General features: G+C 42.7%; 19 protein-coding genes. 9 read left to right on the forward strand and 10 right to left on the reverse strand.

Annotated features, from left to right (window positions below):
• The first annotated feature begins 94 nt into the window (after positions 1 to 94).
• The 4 genes from J8Z24_RS12980 (at position 95) to serA (ending at position 3,252) form a co-directional block, all read left to right on the forward strand.
• Positions 95 to 628, forward strand: a complete 534-nt coding sequence (locus tag J8Z24_RS12980; RefSeq protein WP_176031977.1) for a hypothetical protein — start codon at positions 95 to 97, stop codon at positions 626 to 628.
• Positions 625 to 1,251: a 5-formyltetrahydrofolate cyclo-ligase gene (locus J8Z24_RS12985; RefSeq protein ID WP_128729741.1), complete on the forward strand. Its 627-nt coding sequence runs from the start codon at positions 625 to 627 to the stop codon at positions 1,249 to 1,251. Before J8Z24_RS12980 ends, J8Z24_RS12985 begins: the two co-directional genes overlap by 4 nt.
• Positions 1,252 to 1,357: 106 nt before the next feature.
• On the forward strand, positions 1,358 to 2,011 hold the full coding sequence (rpiA, locus tag J8Z24_RS12990; RefSeq protein WP_125250964.1) for a ribose-5-phosphate isomerase RpiA: 654 nt from the start codon (positions 1,358 to 1,360) through the stop codon (positions 2,009 to 2,011).
• 11 nt (positions 2,012 to 2,022) lie between these two features.
• Entirely contained in the window at positions 2,023 to 3,252 is a 1,230-nt protein-coding gene (gene serA / locus J8Z24_RS12995; protein WP_125250965.1) for a phosphoglycerate dehydrogenase, read from the forward strand.
• Between the two features lie 80 nt (positions 3,253 to 3,332).
• On the opposite strand, the gene mdh is transcribed toward serA, so the two are convergent.
• Positions 3,333 to 4,265, reverse strand: a complete 933-nt coding sequence (gene mdh / locus J8Z24_RS13000) for a malate dehydrogenase (protein WP_125250966.1) — start codon at positions 4,263 to 4,265, stop codon at positions 3,333 to 3,335.
• A 241-nt stretch (positions 4,266 to 4,506) separates the two neighbouring features.
• On the opposite strand from mdh, the gene argR reads away from it, so the two are divergent.
• From argR to J8Z24_RS13020, 4 genes are all read left to right on the forward strand, one after another.
• Positions 4,507 to 4,974 (forward strand): transcriptional regulator ArgR, encoded by a 468-nt coding sequence (gene argR, locus J8Z24_RS13005; RefSeq protein ID WP_125250967.1) that lies wholly within the window; start codon positions 4,507 to 4,509, stop codon positions 4,972 to 4,974.
• Positions 4,975 to 5,319: 345 nt separating this feature from the next.
• Positions 5,320 to 5,931, forward strand: coding sequence for an OB-fold-containig protein (locus tag J8Z24_RS13010; protein WP_176031979.1), 612 nt, complete (start codon positions 5,320 to 5,322; stop codon positions 5,929 to 5,931).
• Positions 5,932 to 6,193: 262 nt separating this feature from the next.
• Positions 6,194 to 8,284 carry an SPFH domain-containing protein gene (locus J8Z24_RS13015; protein WP_252094806.1) on the forward strand — a complete coding sequence of 697 codons (2,091 nt, stop codon included), beginning with the start codon at positions 6,194 to 6,196 and terminating at the stop codon, positions 8,282 to 8,284.
• A 65-nt stretch (positions 8,285 to 8,349) separates the two neighbouring features.
• Positions 8,350 to 13,845: a DNA repair ATPase gene (locus tag J8Z24_RS13020; RefSeq protein ID WP_252094807.1), complete on the forward strand. Its 5,496-nt coding sequence runs from the start codon at positions 8,350 to 8,352 to the stop codon at positions 13,843 to 13,845.
• Positions 13,846 to 14,101: 256 nt separating this feature from the next.
• On the opposite strand, the gene J8Z24_RS13025 is transcribed toward J8Z24_RS13020, so the two are convergent.
• From J8Z24_RS13025 to J8Z24_RS13050, 6 genes are all read right to left on the reverse strand, one after another.
• A complete protein-coding gene (locus J8Z24_RS13025; RefSeq protein ID WP_125251648.1) occupies positions 14,102 to 14,503 on the reverse strand; it encodes a hypothetical protein in 402 nt (133 codons plus the stop codon).
• Positions 14,504 to 14,785: 282 nt separating this feature from the next.
• Entirely contained in the window at positions 14,786 to 15,700 is a 915-nt protein-coding gene (locus J8Z24_RS13030) for a Dyp-type peroxidase (protein WP_252094808.1), read from the reverse strand.
• 29 nt (positions 15,701 to 15,729) lie between these two features.
• Positions 15,730 to 16,761 carry an ABC transporter ATP-binding protein gene (locus J8Z24_RS13035; protein WP_252094810.1) on the reverse strand — a complete coding sequence of 344 codons (1,032 nt, stop codon included), beginning with the start codon at positions 16,759 to 16,761 and terminating at the stop codon, positions 15,730 to 15,732.
• The gene (locus J8Z24_RS13040) at positions 16,761 to 18,392 is read right to left on the reverse strand and encodes an ABC transporter permease (protein ID WP_252094811.1); all 1,632 of its coding nucleotides are present in this window, start codon (positions 18,390 to 18,392) and stop codon (positions 16,761 to 16,763) included. Before J8Z24_RS13040 ends, J8Z24_RS13035 begins: the two co-directional genes overlap by 1 nt.
• Complete coding sequence (locus J8Z24_RS13045; protein ID WP_125251644.1) at positions 18,392 to 19,396, reverse strand: Fe(3+) ABC transporter substrate-binding protein; 1,005 nt, start codon at positions 19,394 to 19,396, stop codon at positions 18,392 to 18,394. The genes J8Z24_RS13040 and J8Z24_RS13045 overlap by 1 nt, the downstream gene beginning before the upstream one ends.
• 1,305 nt (positions 19,397 to 20,701) lie before the next feature.
• Positions 20,702 to 21,367: a tRNA-uridine aminocarboxypropyltransferase gene (locus J8Z24_RS13050; protein ID WP_252094812.1), complete on the reverse strand. Its 666-nt coding sequence runs from the start codon at positions 21,365 to 21,367 to the stop codon at positions 20,702 to 20,704.
• Positions 21,368 to 21,497: 130 nt separating this feature from the next.
• Here J8Z24_RS13050 and J8Z24_RS13055 point away from each other — a divergent pair, with 130 nt between their 5' ends.
• Positions 21,498 to 22,043 carry a GNAT family N-acetyltransferase gene (locus J8Z24_RS13055; protein WP_252094813.1) on the forward strand — a complete coding sequence of 182 codons (546 nt, stop codon included), beginning with the start codon at positions 21,498 to 21,500 and terminating at the stop codon, positions 22,041 to 22,043.
• A 153-nt stretch (positions 22,044 to 22,196) separates the two neighbouring features.
• Here the strand turns inward: J8Z24_RS13055 and J8Z24_RS13060 are convergent, their stop codons facing one another.
• From J8Z24_RS13060 to zntR, 3 genes are all read right to left on the reverse strand, one after another.
• Positions 22,197 to 23,291 (reverse strand): lysophospholipid acyltransferase family protein, encoded by a 1,095-nt coding sequence (locus tag J8Z24_RS13060; protein ID WP_125251641.1) that lies wholly within the window; start codon positions 23,289 to 23,291, stop codon positions 22,197 to 22,199.
• Positions 23,292 to 23,461: 170 nt separating this feature from the next.
• Positions 23,462 to 24,718: an SO_0444 family Cu/Zn efflux transporter gene (locus tag J8Z24_RS13065; protein WP_176031985.1), complete on the reverse strand. Its 1,257-nt coding sequence runs from the start codon at positions 24,716 to 24,718 to the stop codon at positions 23,462 to 23,464.
• Positions 24,711 to 25,118 (reverse strand): Zn(2+)-responsive transcriptional regulator, encoded by a 408-nt coding sequence (gene zntR / locus J8Z24_RS13070; protein WP_147390675.1) that lies wholly within the window; start codon positions 25,116 to 25,118, stop codon positions 24,711 to 24,713. The genes J8Z24_RS13065 and zntR overlap by 8 nt, the downstream gene beginning before the upstream one ends.
• Between the last annotated feature and the right edge of the window lie 5 nt (positions 25,119 to 25,123).

The raw sequence follows: 25,123 nt of genomic DNA on the forward strand, positions 1-25,123 counted from the left end.
AGGCCCTAATAATAAAAATTTCCTTTTATCTTTCTACAGTTACCTATAATCTAGATATACTTAATACTATCTATTTACAACTTAGGCACGCACCATGAACGAGCAGTTTAAAGTCGTCTTCGTTGGCATGGCCGACGGTAAAGATCAGCAAAGTGCTGCGACGACCCTCGCTGAAAGGTTAAAAACCTCGCCATCGAAAATTCAGCAGTTTTATGCTGGAAAAGCTTTATTTGCCCCCAGTGATAAAACCAAAGCACTCAAACAGATCAAACTATTAGCCAGTGTCGGGATCACTGCCAAGCTGCACGCTCATTCCTCTGCTGCCGTATCAAATCCAGATCAGGAGAGAGTTTTTGAAGCGCTTGACTACATTACAAGTAGCCTAATCAGAATTGAAGAGCGCTTAGAAGACATAGAGCAGCGCCTCGCTCCTACTCAACAACATGAAGCCACAGATAAAGAAGAAGATGACTGGGAGTCTACTGATCTGTTTGACGAGCTCGAGTACGAGCCTGCACCACCAGCGAAATCAAAAACTTGGCTTTATTATCTACTCGCGGTGCTGATTATTTTATTTATTTTGCTTGGTATCAGCTTATTTTTCCCTGAATTGCTTGCAATAGAATGAGTAAATCTAATAACAACATTAATAATTCTCAACTTACTAGGGGTGAGTTGAGAAAAACCATTAGAAAACGTAGAAACTCGCTATCTTCAATAGAGCAATCTGTTGCAGCCACACAATTAAATATTAATTTTTTTCAACATGTAAACTTACCAAATAACGCCCGTATAGGTGTCTATTTACAAAATGATGGAGAACTAGACACATCCCTTTTAATTCAATCACTTTGGTCTAAAAAACATCAAGTTTACCTACCTATAATACACCCATTTAACCACACTAACTTACTCTTTCAGAAGTATGAAAAAAACTCACCCATGAAGACAAATCGCTATGCTATCTTGGAGCCTAAGCTAGATTGCTCAGCTGTGGCGCCTCTTGCATCGTTAGATTTACTATTGATGCCGTTAGTCGCTTTTGATGAGCATGGAAACCGCTTAGGTATGGGTGGTGGATATTATGATAGAACATTGGCGTTACATTATGCTGAGCAGCGAGATAAGCCAACTTTGATGGGGCTGGCTCATGACTGTCAGCGCGTTTTAAGCTTACCGACCGAAGCTTGGGATATCCCACTGCCAACTATTCTTACACCCACCCGCTTATATACTTGGCCGGAACAATAATAGAGTGCAACAAGTTAAGCGCGATTAGCGCTGCTTTTGACCATGACGCTACCACTTTGATTGAGTTATACTCTGTGCAACTTCAATAACAATTAAGTGTAGCGTTATGACTCAAGATGAAATGAAAAAAGCCGCAGCGTGGGCAGCCTTAAACTACGTAGAAGAAAATACGATTGTTGGGGTTGGAACAGGTTCCACCGTTAACCACTTTATTGATGCGTTAGGAAGCATCAAAGACAATATCAAGGGGGCGGTTTCCAGTTCTGAAGCATCAACGGAAAAACTAAAAGCACTTGGCATTGAAGTCTTTGAGCTAAACGATGTGTCAGAACTTGCAGTATATGTCGATGGCGCAGATGAGATTAACAGTCAAAACGAGATGATAAAAGGCGGTGGTGCGGCACTCACACGTGAAAAAATTGTCGCTGCCGTCGCTAAAAAGTTTGTTTGTATTGTTGATAACACCAAACATGTCGACACTTTGGGCGCTTTTCCGTTGCCAGTTGAAGTGATCCCGATGGCACGCAGTTATGTAGCGAGAGAATTACTTAAGCTTGGCGGCGACCCTGTGTACCGCCAAGGTGTCACTACAGATAACGGCAACGTTATTTTAGATGTACACGGCCTAGAAATTAGCGCAGCAAAAGCGCTTGAAGAAAAAATTAACCAGATTGTTGGCGTTGTCACCAATGGCTTATTTGCCTCACGTGGCGCTGACGTTGTTATAACAGGCACCGAAGAAGGGCCTAAAATCAACTAGTGAGATTACAGATGAGCAAGGTTTCGTTATCAAAGGATAAAATTCGAATTTTGTTGTTAGAAGGTGTGCACCAAAGTGCGGTAGAAACACTAAAGCGCAACGGCTACAGCAATATAGACTATGTCAAAACATCCTTACCGGAGCCTGAGCTTATCGAGCGGATCAAAGACGCCCACTTTGTCGGGATCCGCTCTCGTACACACTTAACAGAAACCGTGTTAGCGCAAGCTGAAAAGCTAGTCGCGATTGGGTGCTTTTGTATCGGTACCAACCAAGTTGACTTGAATGCTGCAAAACAGCGCGGTATCGCTGTATTCAATGCGCCATTTTCTAATACTCGCTCGGTTGCAGAGCTGGTGTTGGGTGAAATCTTGTTATTACTTCGCCGTATTCCTGAGCGCAATGCCAAAGCACACCGTGGTGAATGGGATAAGTCGGCCGATGGCTCCTTCGAAGCTCGCGGAAAAACACTGGGTATTATTGGTTATGGCCATATCGGTACTCAGCTTGGCATTATGGCTGAAAATATCGGCATGAATGTCGAGTTCTACGATATTGAGGATAAACTTACCCTAGGAAATGCAACCCAGCTCCCAACTCTGACGCAATTATTACAGCGTGCTGATGTGGTTAGTTTACATGTACCAGAAACGCCACAAACGAAAAACCTCATCGGTATGGCTGAAATCGAAGTCATGAAACAAGGTGCAATTCTGATCAACGCTTCTCGTGGTACTGTTGTTGATATTGACGCCTTAGCAGAGGCATTAGCGGGTAAAAAGCTATCCGGCGCGGCAATAGATGTCTTTCCAGTAGAGCCTAAGTCGAACAACGAAGAGTTTGTCTCACCACTGCGTGAATTTGACAATGTACTACTGACCCCACATGTTGGTGGCTCAACCCAAGAAGCACAAGAAAATATCGGTGTAGAAGTAGCTGGCAAGCTCACAAAATACTCTGATAATGGCTCAACAGTCACCGCCGTGAACTTCCCTGAAGTATCATTACCTGAGCTATCGAACAGAAGCCGTTTACTGCATGTGCATGTCAACCGCCCTGGTGTGCTGACTCAAATTAACCAAGCATTTGCTCAGCATGGTATCAACATCGCCGCGCAGTATCTGCAAACAGACGAGTCGATCGGTTATGTTGTCATAGATGTCGATAGCGACCATTCAGAAGTTGCGTTGAAAGAGCTGAGCGCAGTAGAAGGTACACTAAGAGCTCGTATTCTTCACTAAACCCAACAGTGTGAGGGTAAACCTCAGGCATAAAAAAACCAGTCACTGTAAAAGCGACTGGTTTTTTGTATCAGTCTGGCTTAAGCCATGAAATCAACACCTTCTTTGATGTCTTTTTCAAGTGTCGCTAGCATGTCGTCTTTTGCTTTTTGCTCAAACGCACTTAGCTCACCGTAAGGAAGTAACTTCTCTACACCGTTTTTGCCAAGGATAACTGGCTGAGCAAAGAATGTAGCATCGCCTGTGTTACCTTCAACATAGGCGTATTCTAACACTTCTTCACCTTGCAGGCCTTTCACTAACGAGAAACAGAAACGTGCAGCTGCTGCCCCCATAGATAATGTCGCTGAGCCGCCACCAGCTTTTGCTTCAACCACTTCAGTACCTGCGTTTTGAATGCGAGTAGTAAGTGAAGCAACTTCTTCGTCAGTAAACTCAACACCTTCAACTTGAGAAAGAAGAGGCAGAATTGTAGTACCTGAGTGACCACCAATTACTGGGATCTTAACTTCAGAAACATCTAGACCTTTTAGCTCTGCGATAAAAGTTTCAGCGCGGATAACGTCAAGCGTTGTTACACCGAATACACGAGCTGGATCATAAGTTCCTGCTTTTTTGAATACTTCAGCAACGATTGGTACCGTGCCATTTACTGGGTTTGTAATGATACCGACAAGTGCTTTAGGGCAGTTTTTAACAATACCTTCAGCAAGCGTTTTGATGATACCAGCATTTACATTGAATAGATCAGCACGGTCCATACCCGGCTTACGCGGCATACCAGCAGGGATAAGCACTACGTCAGCACCAGCTAGTGCTGGGTCTAGGTCATCTTTACCATAACCTGCAACAGTTACCGCAGTTGGGATGTGAGATAAGTCAACTGCAACACCAGGTACAACAGGTGCAACGTCATAAAGCGCTAACTCAGAGCCAGCTGGTAGACCATTTTTAAGCAATAAAGATAGAGCTTGACCGATACCGCCAGCGGCACCTAATACAGCAACTTTCATGTGAATTCTCCATAATTTGAAGGTGGAATTGAGTGTGCAGTAAAGATAATGAAAAGCGCAGGTAAACACAAATATATCACGGCTATTTTCAAGATTTTTTGACTAATGTCTTAAGTAAAAGTGTAAAGATCGCGACACTTTGTGCGCCAATGCTTTACGACAGCGATTTTGGTCGCGCAAATTTGGGGATCCTTACGGTTTTGTGTAGAATTTAAAAATTAGCCGTAAAAGAAGACAAACTATGCAGCCGCAAGAAAAACAAGAAGCACTTATCAAAGCATTTAAAGCGATTCTAAAAGAAGAAAACTTTGGCTCTCAAGGTGAAATTGTTGATGCGCTCAAACAACAAGGGTTTGACAATGTTAGTCAAAGTAAAGTCTCCCGTATGCTTAGCAAGTTTGGCGCTGTAAGAACCCGTAATGCAAAGCAGGAAATGGTTTATTGTTTACCTGCTGAGATGAGCGTGCCCACGGCAAAAAGCCCACTACGCCAACTAGTCGTAGACATTATGCACAATGAAATGATGATCATTATTCGCACCAGCCCAGGAGCTGCCCAGCTAATCGCGCGATTATTGGACTCTCTTGGCACAGCAGATGGTGTACTAGGTACCATAGCCGGTGACGATACTATTTTTATTGCACCAGCTAAAATATCAGAAATAGACGTGACCCTAGATAAAGTAAAGACACTATTTGATAACGTATAATACTCCGCCGCGCTGGTATCACAACTGGCGCGATTTCCCCGCCTCAGCTTATTGCACACAGCTAAACAAATGGGTTAAAACAACAGCAAATATTTAGTTGACATAATATGTCTCATTGTGGCAACTTTAGATACACAGGGTGACTATTTCTCACCTTACAAGAGGGACAGCTTGTTTTATACCAATTATCTATTGAGTATTATCAGCAACACAGCATATCGATTATCCCTCGTTCAGCTATAATGCAATGCGCTGTCAAGTCGTGAAAGCAAAAACCCATGAACACGCAGCCTTTTCTAATTATTTGCTGAGCACAAAGTAAATACGAGGAGTTAAGGAGCGCAAATGGAATTTTTAAATACAGCATTTACTTTTCCTACGATCATTTTTTCAACCTTACTATTGATCGTCATCTTATTTTGGATAATAGCTCTGCTGGGCTTGGTAGATCTCGATATTTTAGAGAGTGATGTTGATATTGAAGCGAACACTGCTTCAAGTAGCTCGTATTGGCAACTCGCATTTGGTGGAGTGCCACTGAGTATCTCACTGAGCATTATTATATCGCTTGGCTGGATTATCAGTTTATATACTCAGCAGCTTTTTGCTTATTTGCTCGGTAATGGTATTTCCTATTATTTTATAGGTACAGTATTCATGCTCGCCAGCCTTATCGTAGCTTTACCACTTACCGCGCTGTTGGTAAGGCCTTTACGACGCTTTTTTGAAAGCCAAGAAACCACTTCAAAACATGCGCTGGTTGGACTTGAGTGTACCATCGCCACGTCACGCGTAAGTAGCACCTTTGGTCAAGCCAGAGTATATATTCAGGGTACTGAACAACTGATTGAGATCCGTTCAGACGAAGACAATACCTTCACCATAGGAGACAGTGCGTTACTTATTGACCATGACATCACGACCCATAGCTACACGGTTGTAGCTAAACCTTGGTAATTGCACCCTTACTCTGCTCAATTAGTGACAGAGTAGAACACACAATTAACTCGTATCTGAAGTAAAAATAAAGTGCTTGTTAAATCGGACTCAACAGCCTTTTTATCTAGCCAACAGCTTTACACAGAGCGTACTTAGTCACCTATCTATTTGCAGCAGGAACATAACTATCAATGCAATGGGTGAAACATACAAAACAACGGAATTAAAACACGAGCCACTACTTCTGGTTCAAACTATATAGCGCAAAGCAGGAACAAGCATGGAATTTCTAAATAACCTCGGACCGGTACTCGCAATCGCGGGAATAGCCATTGTAATCATATTCGCCATTTTACTTTTAATAGGTAAATTCTACCGTAAGGTTGAGCAGGGTCAGGCATTAATCATCAACAAAATGAAAAATGAGCCTGATGTTACTACCACAGGCGGTGTTGTATTACCCGTGATCCACAAAATGGAAGTGATGGATATTTCAACTAATCGCATGGTATTAGAGCGCCGTGATAACAGCGGCCTCATCTGTAAAGACAATATCCGTGCCGATATTGCCATTACCTTTTATATCCGCGTCAACGAAAATAAAGAAGACATTCTACGTGTTGCAAAGCAAGTTGGTTGCGCTCGCGCATCAGCACCAGAAACCTTGCAGGCACTGTTTGAGGCCAAATTCTCAGAAGCCTTGAAAACAGTAGGTAAACGTATGAACTTTGAGGAGTTGTTTACTCACCGTAATGAATTCCGTGATGCAATTAAAGAGGTGATTGGCCAGGATTTATCGGGCTATACATTAGAAGATGTCGCGATTGATTACCTTGAGCAAACTTCTATTGATAAACTAGATCCAAATAACATCCTCGACGCTGAAGGTATTCGTCGTATTACCGAAAAAACCTCTAGGCAAAACGTTGAAACCAATCAGCTTAAATGTGATGAGAAAGCGCAGATCGACAATCAAAACCAAGCTGCATTCGAAAAAGCCGCAGAAGTTGAGCGTCAAAGAGAAGATGCAAGCGCAAAACAACGTCGTGAAATTGAATCGGTGCGTGCAAGAGAAGCTGCTGAAGCGGAGCGCGTGAAACATGAAGAACGCTTAAAAGCCGAAGAGGCTCGTTTAAAAGCCGATGAAGCAATCGCGATTGCTGAGCATAACAAACAACGTGAAATCGACGTAGCGGAGCAAAACCGCCTTCGCTTGCTTGCCATTGAAGAAGAGAAAGTGGCACGCTCACGAGAAATTGAAATCATCGAACGCGAGCGCGAAACCGATATTTTACGTATTCAAAAAGCCAAAGCTCTTGAGGTTGAGCAAAAAGAAATTGCTGACGTTCAGCGTGAACGCGTTGCTGTCGAGAAGACCGTCGCAGAAGAGCAAGAGCGTATCAAAGATGTACAGTGTATTGCTGATGCTGAGCGTCAAAAACAAGCCAAAATTATTCTTGCGCAAGCAGAGGCCGAAGAAGCTCTAGTGAAAGATATTGAAGCGGCAAAGGCCAAAGAGCAAGCAGCTGAGTTTAAAGCCCGTGAAATGGAAAAAATGGCTTCAGCAGAGCTACGTATTGCAAATCAGACAGCTGAGTCGAAGAAGATATTGGCAGAAGCTTCGCAAGTTGAAGCAGCAGCATCTGGGCTTGCTGAAGCCGATATTATCAAAGCGAAAGCAACCGCTAATGCACTGCAAGGTGAAACAGAAGCACAAGTACTAAGACAAAGACTTGAAGCTGAAGCACAAGGCAAGCGTGACATTGGTATGGCAGAAGCCGAAGTGCAGACAGCCATGGCTGACGCCATTGAAAAACAAGGTGAGGCGGAAGCCATCAATCTTGAGCGCAGAATGTCAGCTGAGGCAAAGGGTCTCACAGAAAAGCTTGAAGCGCTTAACAAGATGGATAACGATGCTCGTGAATACGAAGCCTTCACACTGCAACTAAATCAGCAAAAAGAACTGACACTGGCGAATATCGAGGCAAATAAACAAGTTTCAGCAAGCCAAGCAGATGTGTTAGGCAAAGCACTAAGCGGTGCTGATATTAACTTTATGGGTGGCGACGGTCAGTTCTTTAACCAGTTCATGAATGCGATTACCGTAGGTAAGTCTATCGATGGCTTAGTTGGGGAAAGCAAGACTGTGCAAACTGTATTCAAAGATCACTTAAATGGTGAGCGCAATCTAATGGATGACCTAAAAGGGGTGCTAGCAGGTGCCAATGCGTCTTCTGAAACACTAAAGAACATCAACATGAGTAAGTTTTTCCAACAACTGAGCAGCAGCTCAGATGCGGATAAACAGCAGTTACTCAAGTTACTTGGTGGTTCATTAAATGCCAGTAAACAAAACGAACCTGTAGAGTAATCAAGCAAAGGGGCCAAAACCTTGGCTCCTTCCCCATTTGCGCAGTGCACATAGGAAAGCAAAGAATGACGGAAGCAACGCAACAAGCGCCAGAGCGAACGCTCGAGCAAGATTCTTATCAACTCATAAAGCGCCGACTTGGCAACTTTGGTAACGATCTAAAAAGCCAAATAGACCAAATTAACCAACAACGTGTTGATACCTTTGGCAGTACAGAACTTAAAGTACAAGGTCGAGCAAGAGTTCGTACTGAGCATAACTGCGTGCCACGAGACATCGTGCTCATAGGCGATAAACTTATCTTCGCCTACAATGTGTTTATGGGGCTCAAACAAAACACCCAAGTGAGTGACGTATTCACAGTACAAAAACTACACCTGCAAGATGACCATTACGAGATAGAGCCTTACCCCCAAGAAACTAAGTTTCTTACCGATCCGCGTTTTTTACGTGACTTTGATGAACTATACACCTATTACAAAGACACTCGACTACAACACCTCTTTGTCAAATCAAACAAGCTCTTTGCGCTATTTCAGATTGGTGAAAAACTCTCTGATGTCCGTGTCTTTCGCTGGCAGATCGCCAAAGACGAGACCTTAGATTACATTGATAACCGCGGAGAGCGTGACTTAGGCGAGGTAGAAAACTTTGACTTTGAGTGGCAAAAAACCGACCGCTCCGACCATGTCGAAGGCCGCCATCCACATATTAATGTAAACGATAAAGTCTTTATAGAAGTTTCTCGCGGCAAACTCACCGTTAAAATTGAAAATAACACCCAAAGTGGTGAAGGTATTTACCAAGAAGATGTAGATGACGCCAGCCAATCGCTTACAGATTGCGATTTACGCTTTGCCGAAGTTGGCGAAATGGTACTGCTCAAGTTGCTCCCCTATCGTGAAAAACAGTGGCGTTACTTTATTTATAACTGTCGTACCCAGCAGATACTGCGCCAAGATGCACTAGGTGGTGCCTGTGTGCAGCTACCAGAGAATCAAGGTATTATTTTTCCTGGGGGATATTACCTACAATCTGGGCAAACTCGCTATTTTGACGACCAACTAGATGAGTTAATTTTTCATCGTCAGCTCAAGTCCCCCAATGGTGAAGACGTACTCTATATTTTTTACGAACCAAACGATGGGCGCTATGCACTCTTCTCTTATAATATTATTGAGAAAAATCTGCAAAACCCTATTTATTGTCATGGCTATGGTATTTATGACGACGGTTTGGCGCTGACCTTTAAAGCGGAGCCTGAGCCTGAACGCGTTCACCCTATTCAGATCTGGCAAAGCCCTTTTTATAGCAGTGAGTTTGCCGCCAAAGCGCCTCGAGCCACTGGATTATTTGGCCGGATTGGGAACCCTGATTTAGTGAGGGCGATCTCCGATTTATACAGCGTTTTTAAAGCAATCAACGACCAAAGCCCAACGGTATTTCATTATGAAGATTTGATAGCCCTTACCCGCAGTATTTTAGACCGTTACCACTGGCTTGCAGAGCCCGATTTTAAAGACGTAACGGCAAAGCTGCATGATATTTTTGAAACTTCAGAACAAGTACTTGATGAGTTTGAAAAAGTAAGTCAAATTGAAGCTGACGCCAAACGCGCAGAAGCTGAAATACAACAGTCCTTACAAGGCGTATTACGGGAAGTACGCCCAGACAGCTTTAAAAAAGCAGAACAGTTTGTGCAAAGTTTAGAGTCACTTAAGCGTTTAAAGGGAAAAGTAATTAGCCTTGAAGAGGTGAAATACATCAACCTTGAAGCGCTCTTTGCAATGCAGCAGCAAATTGATGAACACACCCTAAGTCTAAGCCACAAAACTGCCGAGTTTTTGCAACAAGACAGTGCATTAGCGCCCTACTACGCCCAACTTGAGGGTTTAGAAGAAGCCAGAGCACACACTGAAAGTGTCACAGAACTAAATGGCTTTCTATCGAACTTAGAAACTTTGAGCGCTGAGCTTGATTTGCTCAACCACACCATGCTGGATCTCGACATTGAAGATAGCCGTGTTCGCACTAAAATTTTGGAAGATATCAGCACTATTTATGGCCAAGTAAATCGCACCAAAGCAGCATTAGAAATTCAGAAAAAAAGTGTCGGCAGCGTGGAGGCTAAAGCGGAATTTGCAGCTCGCTTTAAGCTCTTTAGTCAAAGTATTACCAGTGGTCTTAGCGCAGCTAAAACCCCAGAGCAGTGTGATGAACAGTTATCTCGCTTGCTTATTCAGCTAGAAGAATTAGAGTCCCAGTTTAGTCAATATGATGAATTTTTAACGGAGATTTTGGCTAAACGTGATGACGTTTATGAAAGCTTTGAGGCACATAAACAGCAGCTCATTGACGACAGACAGCGCCGCGCACTGAGCTTAGCAAACGCTGCCGAACGTATTTTACAAGGGGTAACAAGGCGCACACAAAGCTTTAAAACTTTAGATGACATTAATAGCTATTTTGCGTCTGATCCTATGATTGGCAAGCTTCGCGATTTAACCCAAGAGCTAAAAGATCTCAGTGATGAAGTGAAAGCAGATGATATTCAGGCCAAACTCAAAGCCTGTAAAGATCAAGCGATCCGAGCTTTGCGAGACAAGCAAGATATCTATACCGATGGTGGCAACACAGTAAAAGTAGGAAAACACGCATTCAGTGTTAACAAACAAATGCTTGATTTGACTTTGCTACCACGTGACGAACAGCTCATGTTACACCTCACAGGTACTGAGTATTTTGATGTTATTCCAGATTCAAAAAGCAACCAATTACTTAATGATGCAAGTGCCTACTGGCAACAAAATCTGATATCAGAGAATCGCCATTTCTATCGTGGAGAGTACTTAGCAGCACAAGTTTTGGCTGCAGCTGAACAAGAAGAGAATGATTTTACTCAAGCTACACTTGAGCTTGCTGCTGATAATGGAAGTTTGCTTGCCATCGTACAAAAGTTTGCCGAGCCAAGATACCAAGAAGGCTATGAAAAAGGCATTCACGATCATGATGCCAGTCTGATTTTAGAGAACTTACTACAACAAAAGCAACAGCTGGGGTTACTCATCTATCCAGCCAGTTGTCGGGTTGCAGCACAGTTATTTTATACACAACTAAGCCAAACTGAGCTCACTGAATTGACGTTTCAAGCGACACAAGCTGAGTTAATGGCAACGAAGTTAGATGATCATGGTTTTAGCCAGCAGCTGAGCAACACACTAAGTAAACGTATCACTATATTTTGCCAACAGAACTTATCGGGCTATGTAGAAGAGTTAAGCCGCTTTTCAGGCGAATTAAGTGCAGCTTACCTCATTAAAGCCCTTGCTAGGCAACACAAACCGAGACAATTTGATCTGGCAGCGTCGGCTAAACAGATAAGCGAGCAGTTTATCTCAATGGCAAAAGCCAAAGGGGTGTGGCAACAACTTGAAGACTCATTGGCGCATTTAACTAAACTTGCAGACAAATGTCGCCTACTAAGCAGCTGGCTGCGCGCCTATGGCAATAAGCAAAATGCAAGCACAGAGATATTACTCGAAGCGGCAAACAGCATTTTGCTCTCTAAGCATTTTAGCCTCACCTACCAAGTCAAAGAAGCAGAAATAAACACTGAAATTTCAGACTTGATGGGTCAGCACCCTCGTATTGCCAATCAAGTATTGCACCTAGATTACGCCGACTTTTTTGCCCGAAGCAATGAGTATCTTAGTATTCATGTTCCCGCTTACAAACAGTACCAACAACTAAAAGCACAAGTGCTTGAGGCACAAAAGCAGCGCTTGCAGCTGGATGAGTTTAAACCCAGACCACTAAGCTCATTTGTACGTAACCAGCTGATTGACAAAGTCTACTTCCCTATTATTGGCGATAACTTAGCAAAACAAATCGGAGCGGCAGGTAATAATAAACGCACCGATTTAATGGGCATGCTACTCCTTATTTCACCACCGGGCTATGGTAAAACCACACTAATAGAATATGTAGCGAATCGCCTAGGACTCACTTTCGTTAAGGTAAACTGTCCATCAATTGGTCATGACCAAGTATCCTTAGATCCCGCGCAAGCCATCAACGCCACTGCTGCAAAAGAAATTGAAAAGATCAATCAAAGCTTTGAGATGGGCAATAACGTGATGCTATACCTTGACGATATTCAGCATACCAACCCAGAGTTTTTACAAAAGTTCATTTCTTTATGTGACGGCTCAAGACGCATAGACGGTGTGTGGAACGGTCGCAGTAAAACCTATGATCTCAGAGGCAAGAAGTTTGCCGTGGTAATGGCTGGAAACCCTTATACCGAATCTGGTGAGTCATTTAAAATCCCTGATATGCTAGCCAACCGTGCCGATATTTATAATCTTGGTGATACCCTAAGTGGCTGTGAACAAGAATTTGCGATGAGCTTTATTGAAAATACGCTCACTTCCAACGCCGTGCTCGCACCTCTTGCTAATCGTGGCATGGAAGACTTATATAAACTGGTTCGCATTGCTCAAGGTGAAGATCTTTCTATTAATGAATTGGAGTTTAATTACTCTCAAGCACAAGTAAATGAAATTGTCAGCGTACTGAAAAAGCTACTCACCATTCGCGACACTATTTTAAAAGTAAATGCACAGTATATTGCCTCTGCTGCGCAAGATGATAACTACCGCACAGAGCCGCCATTTAAGTTACAAGGCAGCTACCGTAATATGAATAAAATGGCTGAAAAGGTGGTTGCTGCCATGAATGACAGTGAGCTTGAAAACCTAATTCAAGATCACTACCGCGGTGAGGCACAAACACTGAGCAAAGGCAGTGAAGAAAATCTACTAAAACTGGCCCAATTGCGCGGCACATTAACGGATGAAGCAGCAGCTCGCTGGTATGAAATTAAAGCAGAGTACGCGCGCCTAAACCGTAGTAGTGATGAAGGAAGCCCTGCACAATTGGCCGTTGAACAACTAAGCTTTGTTAATAAATCCCTTGCCCAAATCGCCGCTAAACTCGATAAAGAACAGCTTAGCTTTGATTACAGTGCGCTGCTGCAGCAATTGGCTCAAGTGCTTGACGAACAAGAGTTCTCCACCCAGTTAACTGAGCTACGAGAGACCTTATCACAGCAGCCTTATGCCGCCCCGCTAACACAATTGATAGCTTCACAGCAACAAGTTGTTCAGGAAATGACAGGGTTACAAAATACTATCCAACAAACCGCGAATGGCCAGCAGCTACTCGCTAATCTGGATAAACTCAATGACTTGCTTAACACTCAAGCACAAATACAACACGCATTGGGTCAACAGAGTCAGCAGCAAAATACGTTATTTTCACACTTGTCAGATCGCTTAGAGGCGGTGGCACAACCGCAGATCCAAGTCGATAATCACCTTGATGACAGTAATGCAAAAGCGCTTGAGGCCGTCACGACATTATTAGCAAATACCCTAACAAACTCAAATACAGAGCCAGTTCAGCAACAGCTCAAAGACATTTTACATAAGCTTGAGGAAATTAAATCAAGACCCGTCGTCAGTAATGACTCAGGTGCGAAAAATCCATACATGCTATGATACCAATTTGACTTAATACTTGCTCAATTTGAAGGCGAAAACCTGACGCTAACCGCGTTAAAAATTTCTTATTTAGAACAACTAAATAGCAAAATTTTTGCCTTGCCTATACGGAGGTAGAGGACGCGGTAGCGGGGTTATCGACAAGATTTTCTCGCCTCAAAATAGACCACTTAATTAAGAAAATTGGTATCAGCTCGGCGCAATTCGCGCTAAAACTGGCTGCTAGTAAGGCATTAATTATTCAAGGTTCAAATTATTTAGGCGCTGCGACTTTTTTCATTGAGTATTCACTCCATGACCAAGGACTGAGCTCAAATATTTTATCGGATTGAGCTTCACCATTAGCGCAAACATCCTCATGTCCGATGATCCTAACAGGCAAACGCTCCGAATATGATTTTTTCAGAATATCAAATTGATATTGCGCGACAGGTGAAGAAAGGTCTAATTGCCATGTAAGCTCATCACCATTGGCAATACAAGTTTCAAAATTAGAGTACTCTTTCATTACTTCAATTCTAAAGTAAACTGCGTGGTCGCCATTAGCACCCGACCTTGTGATCAGTTGATCAACAGTCCCATATACGTCATTTGCAGCACTAACCGACAATGAAAAAAGACACAGTGTAGTCAGGCAGAAGGTTTTTATTCTCATTATTTTATCCATTATTAAAGTGATACCAACTTGCTTAAGAGGGTAAATCATGTTGATAGCTGCATTACTAAGCAATTACAATTCCAAAAAAATAAATACAGGAATTATTTATTACATAAAATTACCATTTTGGTTAATTTGTAACAAGTAAGTTTACAACTATTTAGATTGGATAAAGGAAAGACCAGGCCGTCGCCTCAATGCTTGCTTTATATTACTTTCTGTCTAATTCCAAAATAAGAAGACCGCTCGGTCAAAATAGTATTCAGATCAACTTGCGACTCACTCCGGCATTTTTGCCATCACTGACAAAAACTCTAAGGATGGTGCAAAAAAAGCAGACCCCATATCTGCGCTGGAATAATCTAATATCGGATCATAATTCTCTGCTACTCCCAGCCTACTTTTTAACACCTGCTCAAACGCATCACCTTTGGCGCTACAACTTAAATACAAGCTTCCTTGTTCAAATACATCGCCAAATGGCATACTTTGCTCCAGTATTAGCGCATGACCATTTTCATCTTTTAATTCGGTTAAAGTTGCGTGGTTCGGGAGTTCACAATCGACTATCAAGTCATTGTCTAACCGTGTGCGACCCATTAAATGCTCTTGTTCACTAAGTGATAAACTCTGCCAACGCATTAGGTCAAACTTCACCCGCTTTACATGAATATAACTTCCTAGGTGATCAGCTGCATTTGGGTTATGCACCAAAGCCACTTCACGCTTGTTACGCCCTCTGGGGTTATTGGCGCCGTAAATAAAACCGTTAAAATCACGCCCATCCAGAAAACGAAAAGCACGGACATGTGCCACCATCTCGACTAAACCATTGAGCATATGCAATACACTTTGGGCAAAGATATGATTAACATCTTCGCGATCAGAGCGGATCACATAGAGTAAGTCGAAAGGTTGAGTATGTACGGTATGCTCCGCATCAATAATGTGCGGAAAGCTTTTTAGCTCTTTAGGAATAAATTCGGGATAGATATGCGGCCAATACTGTGCACCAATAGCCACAAAACTCGACAACATGGACTCAGAAAAGCGGTCTTCTAATTCTTCTTGTAGACGCCCGCAATTACCAAGCGCCGTTCGTAACGCTTCATCTTGCCCTTCAAGCACATTGAAGAACAAATGTAAGCCGTGCAAATTAGCTTCAGCACACACACCAGATTGGGCAAGCGCCATGCTCTACTCCCTGCTTTATTCATCTACTATTAAGAAAAGAAATTTACAGCATGTGCCTTAATTTTTAAAGAGATTGGTTTAGTTAAGTCAAGAGGCTCATGTGCAGGGTGAGATACCTCAAGCTCTTGACCCTCTACGGTCACGCGATAAATATACTCTGTTCCCATAAAACGTTGATTAAGGATCTTAACACTGCCTTGGGCGCAATTTTCTAGAGTAATATGCTGCGGTCGTAGATACACTTCACCTTTTGCATCCATATTCCCAAGTTCAACCAAAGAGTGTACAGCACCAAATTTCGTTTCGACGGAAGCACCATTGACCCTTTGTGCAGGAATGTAGATCCCTTGGCCTAAAAATTCAGCAACCATTTTACTTTTGGGACGTTGAAATAGTGTTTTTGGATCACCAACTTGGGCAATCTTTCCTTTGTCCATAATGGCAAGGCGATCGGCAAAAGCAAACGCCTCTTCCTTTGAGTGGCTCACAAAAATAGCAGAAACCTGCTGATCTTTAATGATACGACGAATATCATTAATTAATTGAAAACGTACCTGCGCATCAATATTTGAAAATGGCTCATCAAGTAATAGCAAATTAGGCTTGTAAGCCAATGCACGAGCAATCGCAACTCGTTGCTGCTGACCACCAGAAAGCTCATGAGGGAAGCGTGCTGCATAGTCTTGAAGCTGCACCAAGTTGAGCATTTCAGCGACTCTGCTTTCACGCGCCGATTTGTCTTTGATAGTTAAACCAAACGCCACATTTTGCGCCACAGTCAAGTGCGGAAATAGCGCGTAATCTTGAAACATCATCCCAATATTACGCTTTTGTGGTGGGATAAATCCGCTAGCACCATTCATGGCTTTACCCAAAATACTGACGCTACCCTGAAATGGCTCTATCAAGCCAGCAATCACTTTAAGTGTCGTGGTTTTTCCGCAACCGCTAGCACCGAGCAAACATACGATCTCATTTTGCTCTACATTTAGAGTTAAGTTATTCACTACGGCTTCGCCGTCATAGCGATAAGAAAGATTTTCTAGCACTAAGCTATGCATTAACTTCGCTGCTCCATTGAACGGTTTACGACATAAAGCGGAATTAAACCAACTAAAACAATAAATAACGCCGACACAGAGGCTAATTCTAGCTGCTCATCACTGACATATTGAAAAACATGAGTGGCTAATGTCTCATAATTAAAGGGTCGCAATAACAACGCTGCGGGTAGCTCTTTCATACATTCAATAAACACCAACAGTGCAGCGGTTAAAATACCACGACGTAATAAAGGCAAATGAATCGATAACATCGTGCTGAGTCGATTGCGTCCTAAAGAAAAGCTTGCCATATCTAGACTTGGGCTGATCCGTTGATAACTTGACTCTACCGCTCCTTGAGCTATGGCATAAAACCTCACTACATATGCAAAAACTAAGGCAAAGATAGTTCCACTAAACAATAACCCAGGCTCAAATTGAGTGCCTTCAAACCATGTGTTTAGCTTATCATCTAGTAAGGTTAGCGGGATCAACACTGCGATTGCCAACACAGTTCCTGGAAGTGCGTAGCCAGTACTCGCTAATTTACCCGGCACAGCAACACGCTTACCATGACTGATACGCTGGTTAAATACCACCAACATACTCATGATAATCAAGACTACACTCACCCAAAATGCAATTTTTAGACTTTGCCACGCGTACAAGAAAAAACTATCGTTCCATGCTTGCTCAAAGTAGTTAATAGCATAATCGACCAGTACCCATGTTGGTACAATGAATGCTACGGCAAGAATCAGCCAACAAAACCCGCTGGCCAACCATGCCTGCGTGCCTTTGAAGTGATATAGCGTGGTGCTGTTTACACTTGATTGGCGCTCATGTACTACTTGTGTTGGCCGGCTCAACCGCTCTAATGTTAACGCCAGAAATAAAAACAACAGCATAATGCCAGATATTTTTGCGGCAGCAGTAAGAGAATAATACCCAAGCCAAGTATCGTATACCGCGGTAGTTAGCGTGCTTACAGCAAAATAGTGAACGGTAGCGAAGTCTGCCATACTTTCCATTGAGATCAACGCTAAACCAGCAACAATGGCACCACGAGATAAGGGTAAACTGACCTTAAAAAAGCTTTGAGAAGGTGATTTACCCATAAGCTGACTAGCTTGCACAAGCTTGAAAGATTGCTCTCTCAGTGCGGTCCTGAAGATCAAAAATAAATATGGATATAGTACCAAAGCTATCATCACGATAGCACCGGGCAAAGTGCGAATATCGAAAAACCAATAGTCATCAGGTGATTGCCACCCAAACCACTCTCTTAGCGCAATTTGTACAGGCCCAGCATAATCAAGTAGATCCGTATAGACGTATGCAATAAGGTAAGTTGGCATCGCCAGCGGTAACATCAACGACCACTCAAAAAAACGCCGCCCAGGAAATTCACAATACGCGGTTAACCAACCTAGAGGTAAAGCTATTAACGCGCAGACAAGACAAACACCAACAATAAGCCAAATGGTATTGCTGACGTAATCCCATAGGACAGTATCCCAAAGGTGAGCAAATACTTCAGAGCCTGGTTGAAACGACTCAACGATCAAAAATAAAAGCGGGACTGATAAGCTAAGCCCTATCAGCCACGCAAACGTCTGCCATTTAGACAGTGACAATGATAACTGCATTAAAGGTCAAATTTTACCTCATCAATTAACTTAAGCGCTAATGGACGGTATTTACTGATCTCTGACAATGGTAGGCTATCTTCCTTAAATTCGCCCCATGATGCCACTAGTTTAGATAACTCGACGCCAGGTTTCACTGGATATTCCATATTCATCGACGCATACATATTCTGCGCCTTATTGTCGGTCATAAACTCAATGAGTTTCAAGGCATTTTCAGTATTTTTAGCGTGCTTGGTTAAGACAACACCAGAAACATTAATATGCGAACCACGATCTTTCTGATTTGGGAAGTTGATATAAACGGCATCAGCCCACGCTTTTTGCTTTTCGTCTTCCATCATTTTACCGAAGTAGTAGCTGTTTCCGATGGCTAAATCACATAGCCCTTCTTTTACCGCTTTCACTTGCGCACGATCGTTACCTTGAGGCTTGCGCGCTAAATTTTCCTTAACCCCTTCTAGCCATGCTTTAGTTTTTGCTTCACCGTGATGTGCAATCATAGAGGCAACTAAACCAAGGTTATAAGGGTGCTTACCTGAGCGTGTACAAATTTTGCCGCGATACTGCTCGTCTGCTAATGCCTCATAAGTAAGTGCATCTAACTTGCCAGTGCGAGCTTTAGATGAATAAACATTACGTACCCGTTTAGTTAATGCTACCCACTGCCCTTCAGGGTCTCTAAAGTTTGCCGGAATATTTTTTGCAACCGTGTCGCTACTAATTGTTTGCGTCAGGTTCTCATCCTCTAACTGGATTAGCGCGCTGAAGTTTGATGTAAGTACAAGGTCAGCACGACTGTGTCTACCTTCACGCTTAACTCGCTCTATCAAGCCTTTTTTTGCAAAAACCACATTAGTTTTAATACCAGTTTGCTTTGTAAAATCATCCAAAATTGGTTGGATTAGAAAAGGTTGTCTAAACGAATAAATATTAACCTCTTCTGTCGCCACTGCTGGTAAGCAAGTGAGCGCAGCCAGTAAAGTAACCAGTGCTTTTTTCATAAAGACTCCATTTAGTAAACAATAATTATTATCAAATAATTCTACCTGTAATTATATCGTTTTACACCCTGAATATTTAATCTTGTATCAGGGCTTGGTGATCCATTGTAGAAAAGCGGAAAATCAACTGTGAGATATTTCTTACTTAACTACCAGAAATTGAGTAAATAGACGCTGAAATAACCCCCAAAACAAAGCTAACCTATTGAAATTTATAGAGTTATAAATTTTTATATTTATCCCTCTTGTAAAAGGTCTACTTTTAACTACAGCGATTTTTTTTGGCTTGCTTATAATTAACAACATCTCAGGAAGAGAGATAAAGGGACATCAGGATACGCTCAGGGTAGGAAATGCAAAAGGAAGCGCACCCACTTAAAGGATGAGAGGGTAAGTAGAGCGAGAATAGTGTTTACAGGGAGTAAGCACAGAGATGGGAATGGAATATAAGGTTCATGATGAACCTGAGGAGCGCTTCAGGGGAGAAGCTAGACGTTAAAGGTTAACGTTACTGTGTTGGATACGCAGTTGGTTAAGGATGAAAAAGGAAGGTACAAAGGATGTACCCGTAACTAGTGGTTTAGGAGATACCAATCGTTGCAGTTATAAGCGCAACACTTAGCTTGATATACCAGCTTCAAGCTACTAAGTGCCTAAGTAGATAAAGCGATTATTGGCACTGCTGCTTTGGAAAGTAGCAACAAGGGACAATGAGAACAAATGGATGTTCTTAGCAATTGGACGGCGAAGGATAAAACAGCGGACGTTTAAAAGGAACAAGGACACAGGGCTAGATGCCTTTATTCGCAAAATGAGAACACTAAGCGATACCATGGAAGAGGAAAGATTCAGGACGTTGAACTACTCAACTTTGCAGGATGCAGTTAGAAGATTCCGTAAGCGCGGCTCAGCAATGGGTCGCGCTCTTCTTATTTTGCTCCCTCTCTAAACTCACCCGCTATTGAGGCTATGTAAATCAAAAGCGTCGTTATACCAATTGCATTATTTGCACAAAATGAAGTATCCATTTACAGCCTATCATTCGAAATAACATCAATAGTTAGCAATAATACCTATTTTCTTAATTAAGTGGTCTATTTTGAGGCAAGAAAATCTTGTCGATAACACCGCTTCCGCGTCCTGCTATCGCCAAGGTAGCTACATCCGTGTAGGCAAGGCAAAAATTTTGCTATTTATTTGTTCTAAATAAGAAATTTTTAACGCGGTTAGCGTCAGATTTACTCCGTCAGATTGAACAAGTATTAAGTCAAATTGGTATTAGTGATTGCTCACAATATACCTAGGCTACATTTTGCTGCGCTTTCCTTTTAGGTAAGCATCTCTAAAGTCGACAAAGTGGGCAGTTAATTTATCAGCGGCATCTTGCTCACCACACTCAGCAAACAATACACAAGCCACTTCTGCCGTTCCAAGCTGGTGCTCATGTGGTGCCACCCGAAGCTTATAATCTGAAAGCTTATCCGGTGCGATTGACAGCACAGGCAGGTTATCCAAGTAAGGGCTTTTTCGAAACATTTTTTTCGCTTCTCGCCATGTTCCGTCCAAAAAGATAAACAATGGTTTTTTATCGGCTGTACGATGTATTTGCGTGATCACCCGCTCAGGCTCTACCCCTTGTTCAGGAAAAACGACTATCGGCGCATATTGTGGATCTGCAAGTAGCGCCAATAAACCTTCATCAGGTTCTGTTCTGTCCCAACGAAACGCATAATTATCAGGAATAACATCAGCAATGAGACGCCCGGTATTGGACGGTTTAAAGCTTTCGTTGTGATACATCAACAAGCATACTGCACAGTTTGCTTCAGCAACTTGTACTTTATCGCAAATACACAAAGTGGACGCTAATAAGCAACATTCACAACGCGCTAATTTGGAGCCTCTGGCTTTATACTCTCGTCGTGCAGCAGCAATTTGTTGCTGTCTAAGTGCTAATACTGAATTGTTCACTCTGTTCCCCATCAAAAAATGCCGGCGTATTTTAGTCAAGCGTTACGCCTGCGTCTACGCAAACTTAATCACTACCTTTACTCAGGATGTAAGCTCTTGTACGCTAAAGTTTTATTGGGAGTATAAATAGATGCAAGTAAAGGATTCAAAAAGGTTACATTACCGTTTGCTCACCGCAGCAGACGCCCAACTACTCGCCGACCTTGATAGCGACCCTGAGGTGATGAAGTTTATTACAGGTGGCAAAACAAATTCACTGGAAGAGGTGAAAACGGTCTATATTCCACGCTTAAGTACATTCACCGAAGAGTCTAAAGGATGGGGACTTTGGGGCTGTTTTGAGTTGCCAGATAAACACTTTCTCGGCTGGATACTAGTCCGCCCTGCTCATTTTTTTAGCGAACAAAGAAATGATCGAGATTTAGAACTTGGCTGGCGATTTAAACAGATATCATGGGGAAAAGGACTTGCAACCGAAGCGGCGCAACAAGTCATGTCTGAATTAGTCAGTGCAAACCCTGATCTTACGCACTTTAGTGCGATTGCTGATGAAGGCAACACAGGCTCTATCAATATAATGAAAAAGCTCGGGATGAGCTTTGTCAAAAAAGGGCTACACACTGACATTTTAGGCGATATGGAAGTCGTATATTACGAAAAGCCAGTATCGGAATAATGCGCTTTGAGAGTGTTCCCCATTCACTGTTCGGTGCGCGATACAGTTAACAGTACCTGCGTACAAGCCTTTATCTTACTGAAGAAAGACTGGATCAAGTGGTATGGTTTAACCACGAGTGAATAGCAGGCAAAACAAATCGCGAGAAAGGGATTAAATCCCTTTTCGGCGTAGCGGTTCAGCATACATGCTCACCACAAACTGTTTCAGTTCATCAGGAACAGTTTCAAGCTTTGACATAAAATCAGCTCTATCCTCAGCGCTTACTTTCGTGTCATCCCCTGCTGCCAAGTGATTAGTTGAATGTAAGTGATAAAGCTCTAAGATTTGTTTATCAATAACTTGGGCTAGTTCGTCGGGATTCTCCACATCGCAAGTAATTGGCGCACCAAAGGCAACATGCACATGGCCTTTGTCTGAGCTAAAGCCGTCAACAATACTGGCGATATCTTCCCCTTGCGCCTTAACATACTGGCCAAACTGCTGCTTATGATACAACTCTTTTGCTTTGGCTACTGCACATGGTTCATATTGATATGAAATCGCAACCGGTACAATTTTTAGCTGCTTAATATACTCAGAAAAGTCTACTTTTAGCTTTCTGCCGTTCAACTGCAACATCTTTAGTAAAGCAGGATCCGTTTGATCGATGCCATCTTTAGCTCGTCCTTCTTTTTGGGCAATCCAAATAGAGTTTCCTTCGCTAAGCGAGTCAAAAATATAGGCAGAGAGCTGGGTTAACGCCTTTAGCATTTCTTTGGGCGCTTTTGCAGAACGTTTCACGATAAAGCTTTTGTTAAGACGCATCAGCTCCGTGATGTAAGGTACTTGCAACAGGTTATCCCCAATCGCGATTCGAACAGTACGCATATGCTGTTGATGCAATCCCCAGTTTACCAAAGCTGGATCCAGCACAATATCACGGTGATTTGAAATAAATAAATAAGAGGTATGCGAGTCAAGCGACTCAAGACCTGAATATGTGACTTTAGACGTCGTTTTGTTGATTAAAATCTGTAAATAGTACGCAACTTCATTTTGTACCTGCTCGATACTGCAAAAGTTTCCCCACTTATTTTTAAGCTTCATTCTTACTAGGGGTCGGGCAACTACCGGCCAGGCACTTAGCCATGCCGGCAAGTTATATTTAGCGATAACATCGATAAACTGGTCATCTCCCAATAAACGTGCCAAGGCAGGTACAACTTCATCATCATTATACGGTCTTATGTCAGCGTATTTATCCACTCTACTTCTCAAACTCTCGGATTAAAGCATACTTTGGCGCATTCTATCGTGTCAGATAAACAGACGCTAAGCATTTCATGTCTGACCACCAGAGTAATACATCTTGCTGGAACATAAAATGCCTAAGCGTAATTTAGCAGTGCTGGATAACGATTACTTTAAAGTCAGCACTACACACTCTCTGCTCTAAATACTTCACTCAGCTTAAGTATCGCCAGTCTCAGTAGTAATGCGGCAAGTAATATTCCCATGGATACGCTAAGCCAGTGAGGCAGAATTTCATGCTCTTCACCAATCATCGGAGTGACCACAAAGCCATAGGTAGCAACGAGGTGATCGGTCAGGAAGCCAAAGATAAGCGCAACCCCAATCACACCGACCAAATAAGCAAATACGGCTCTACGCCCAAGCTCTTTACCTACAACACCTATAGTAGCAATATTGGTGGCAGGGCCTGCCAACATGAATACCAATACCGCCCCCGGAGACACTCCAGCCATTAATAAACCTGCTGCAATTGGCGTTGAAGCGGTAGCACAAATATACATTGGAATACTGATCAAAATAACCACCAGCATCGCTAAAATACCATCGCCCCATTGAGATAAAAATGACTCAGGTACAAATGTTTGCACTAACGCGGCAAAAAATAAGCCTATCAATAACCACACCGCGGTATCAGATAATAACTTATTACAGCTAAACTTTATTGCTTCAATTATTTTTGCCGTAATCGCTGACTGCGCTTCTGTTGGCTGTGAGCTACAACAATTGGTTTCAGAAGGGCTGGGATCACAACAATTTGACGCCGATGAAGCCTTACTCTGGCAACTACTATTACTACTTCCAGCGGCTACTAGCTTTGGCTCTGTTGTTGTACAGCAGCTTGGGCTGGTTACCGGCTTAGTATCGCAACAAGACTTGGTTACCTGCGGTTTTGGCTCCGATGGGGCTGAGGCGCTACAACAACTGCTAGTTTTAGGAGACGTGTTTGACACTTTTTCCGTCGTTGATTTTTTATCTTCATCTTTTTCCTTTCCAACCAATAAACCCGCTGCAATCGCACTAGCAACCGCAGCAATAGGTCTTATCACCGCCATAAAAGGCCCAAGCAGCACATAGGAAACAGAGATTGAGTCGACGCCGGTTTCGGGCGTTGAAACTAAAAAAGCTGTCGTCGCACTTTTCGACCCTCCAGCTCTTCTAAGCCCAACCGCTGCGGGTATAACACCGCAAGAGCATAATGGCATTGGCGCACCAATTAAGGCAGCTTTAATTGTCGTCCAAAATCCTTCCTGACCTAAGTGCTTTTGCAGTAAGTCTTTTGGAATAAAAACGTTGAGTAAGCCCGCCAACACTAAACCTAGTAACAACCATGGCGCTGATACTAAAAATAGCTGCCAAAAATTCAATATCAGTTCATTCATCGATAGCCTCCAAGGCGGTTAAAATTGAGCAGCTCACTGCTGCTTCCTCACCACCACAGCATTGCTTTGCCAGTGTTGACAAGGATTGTTCAAACTTTTGTAACTCTGCTATGCGCGCTCTGACTAAATCACGCTTAGTGAGCGTCAGCGTTTTTACTTCTTCACAGCTGTGCTGATGCTTTTCAAATTTAATTTTTAACAGATCTTGCACTTCTTTGAGGCTAAATCCCACTTTTTTAGCACGAAGAATAAAACGCATCTGTTTTTCACTTTGCTCATCAAACAAGCGATACCCTCCTTCACTCCTTGCGCAAGGGTGAAGCAGATCATTTGCTTCGTAATATCTTAACGTGTCCGTCGATACATTAAGCCGATTTGCCAGCTCACCAATCTTTATCACTTTAC

The organism is Pseudoalteromonas sp. SCSIO 43201 (assembly GCF_023716725.1).
GTDB classification, from domain to species: Bacteria; Pseudomonadota; Gammaproteobacteria; order Enterobacterales; family Alteromonadaceae; genus Pseudoalteromonas; species Pseudoalteromonas peptidolytica.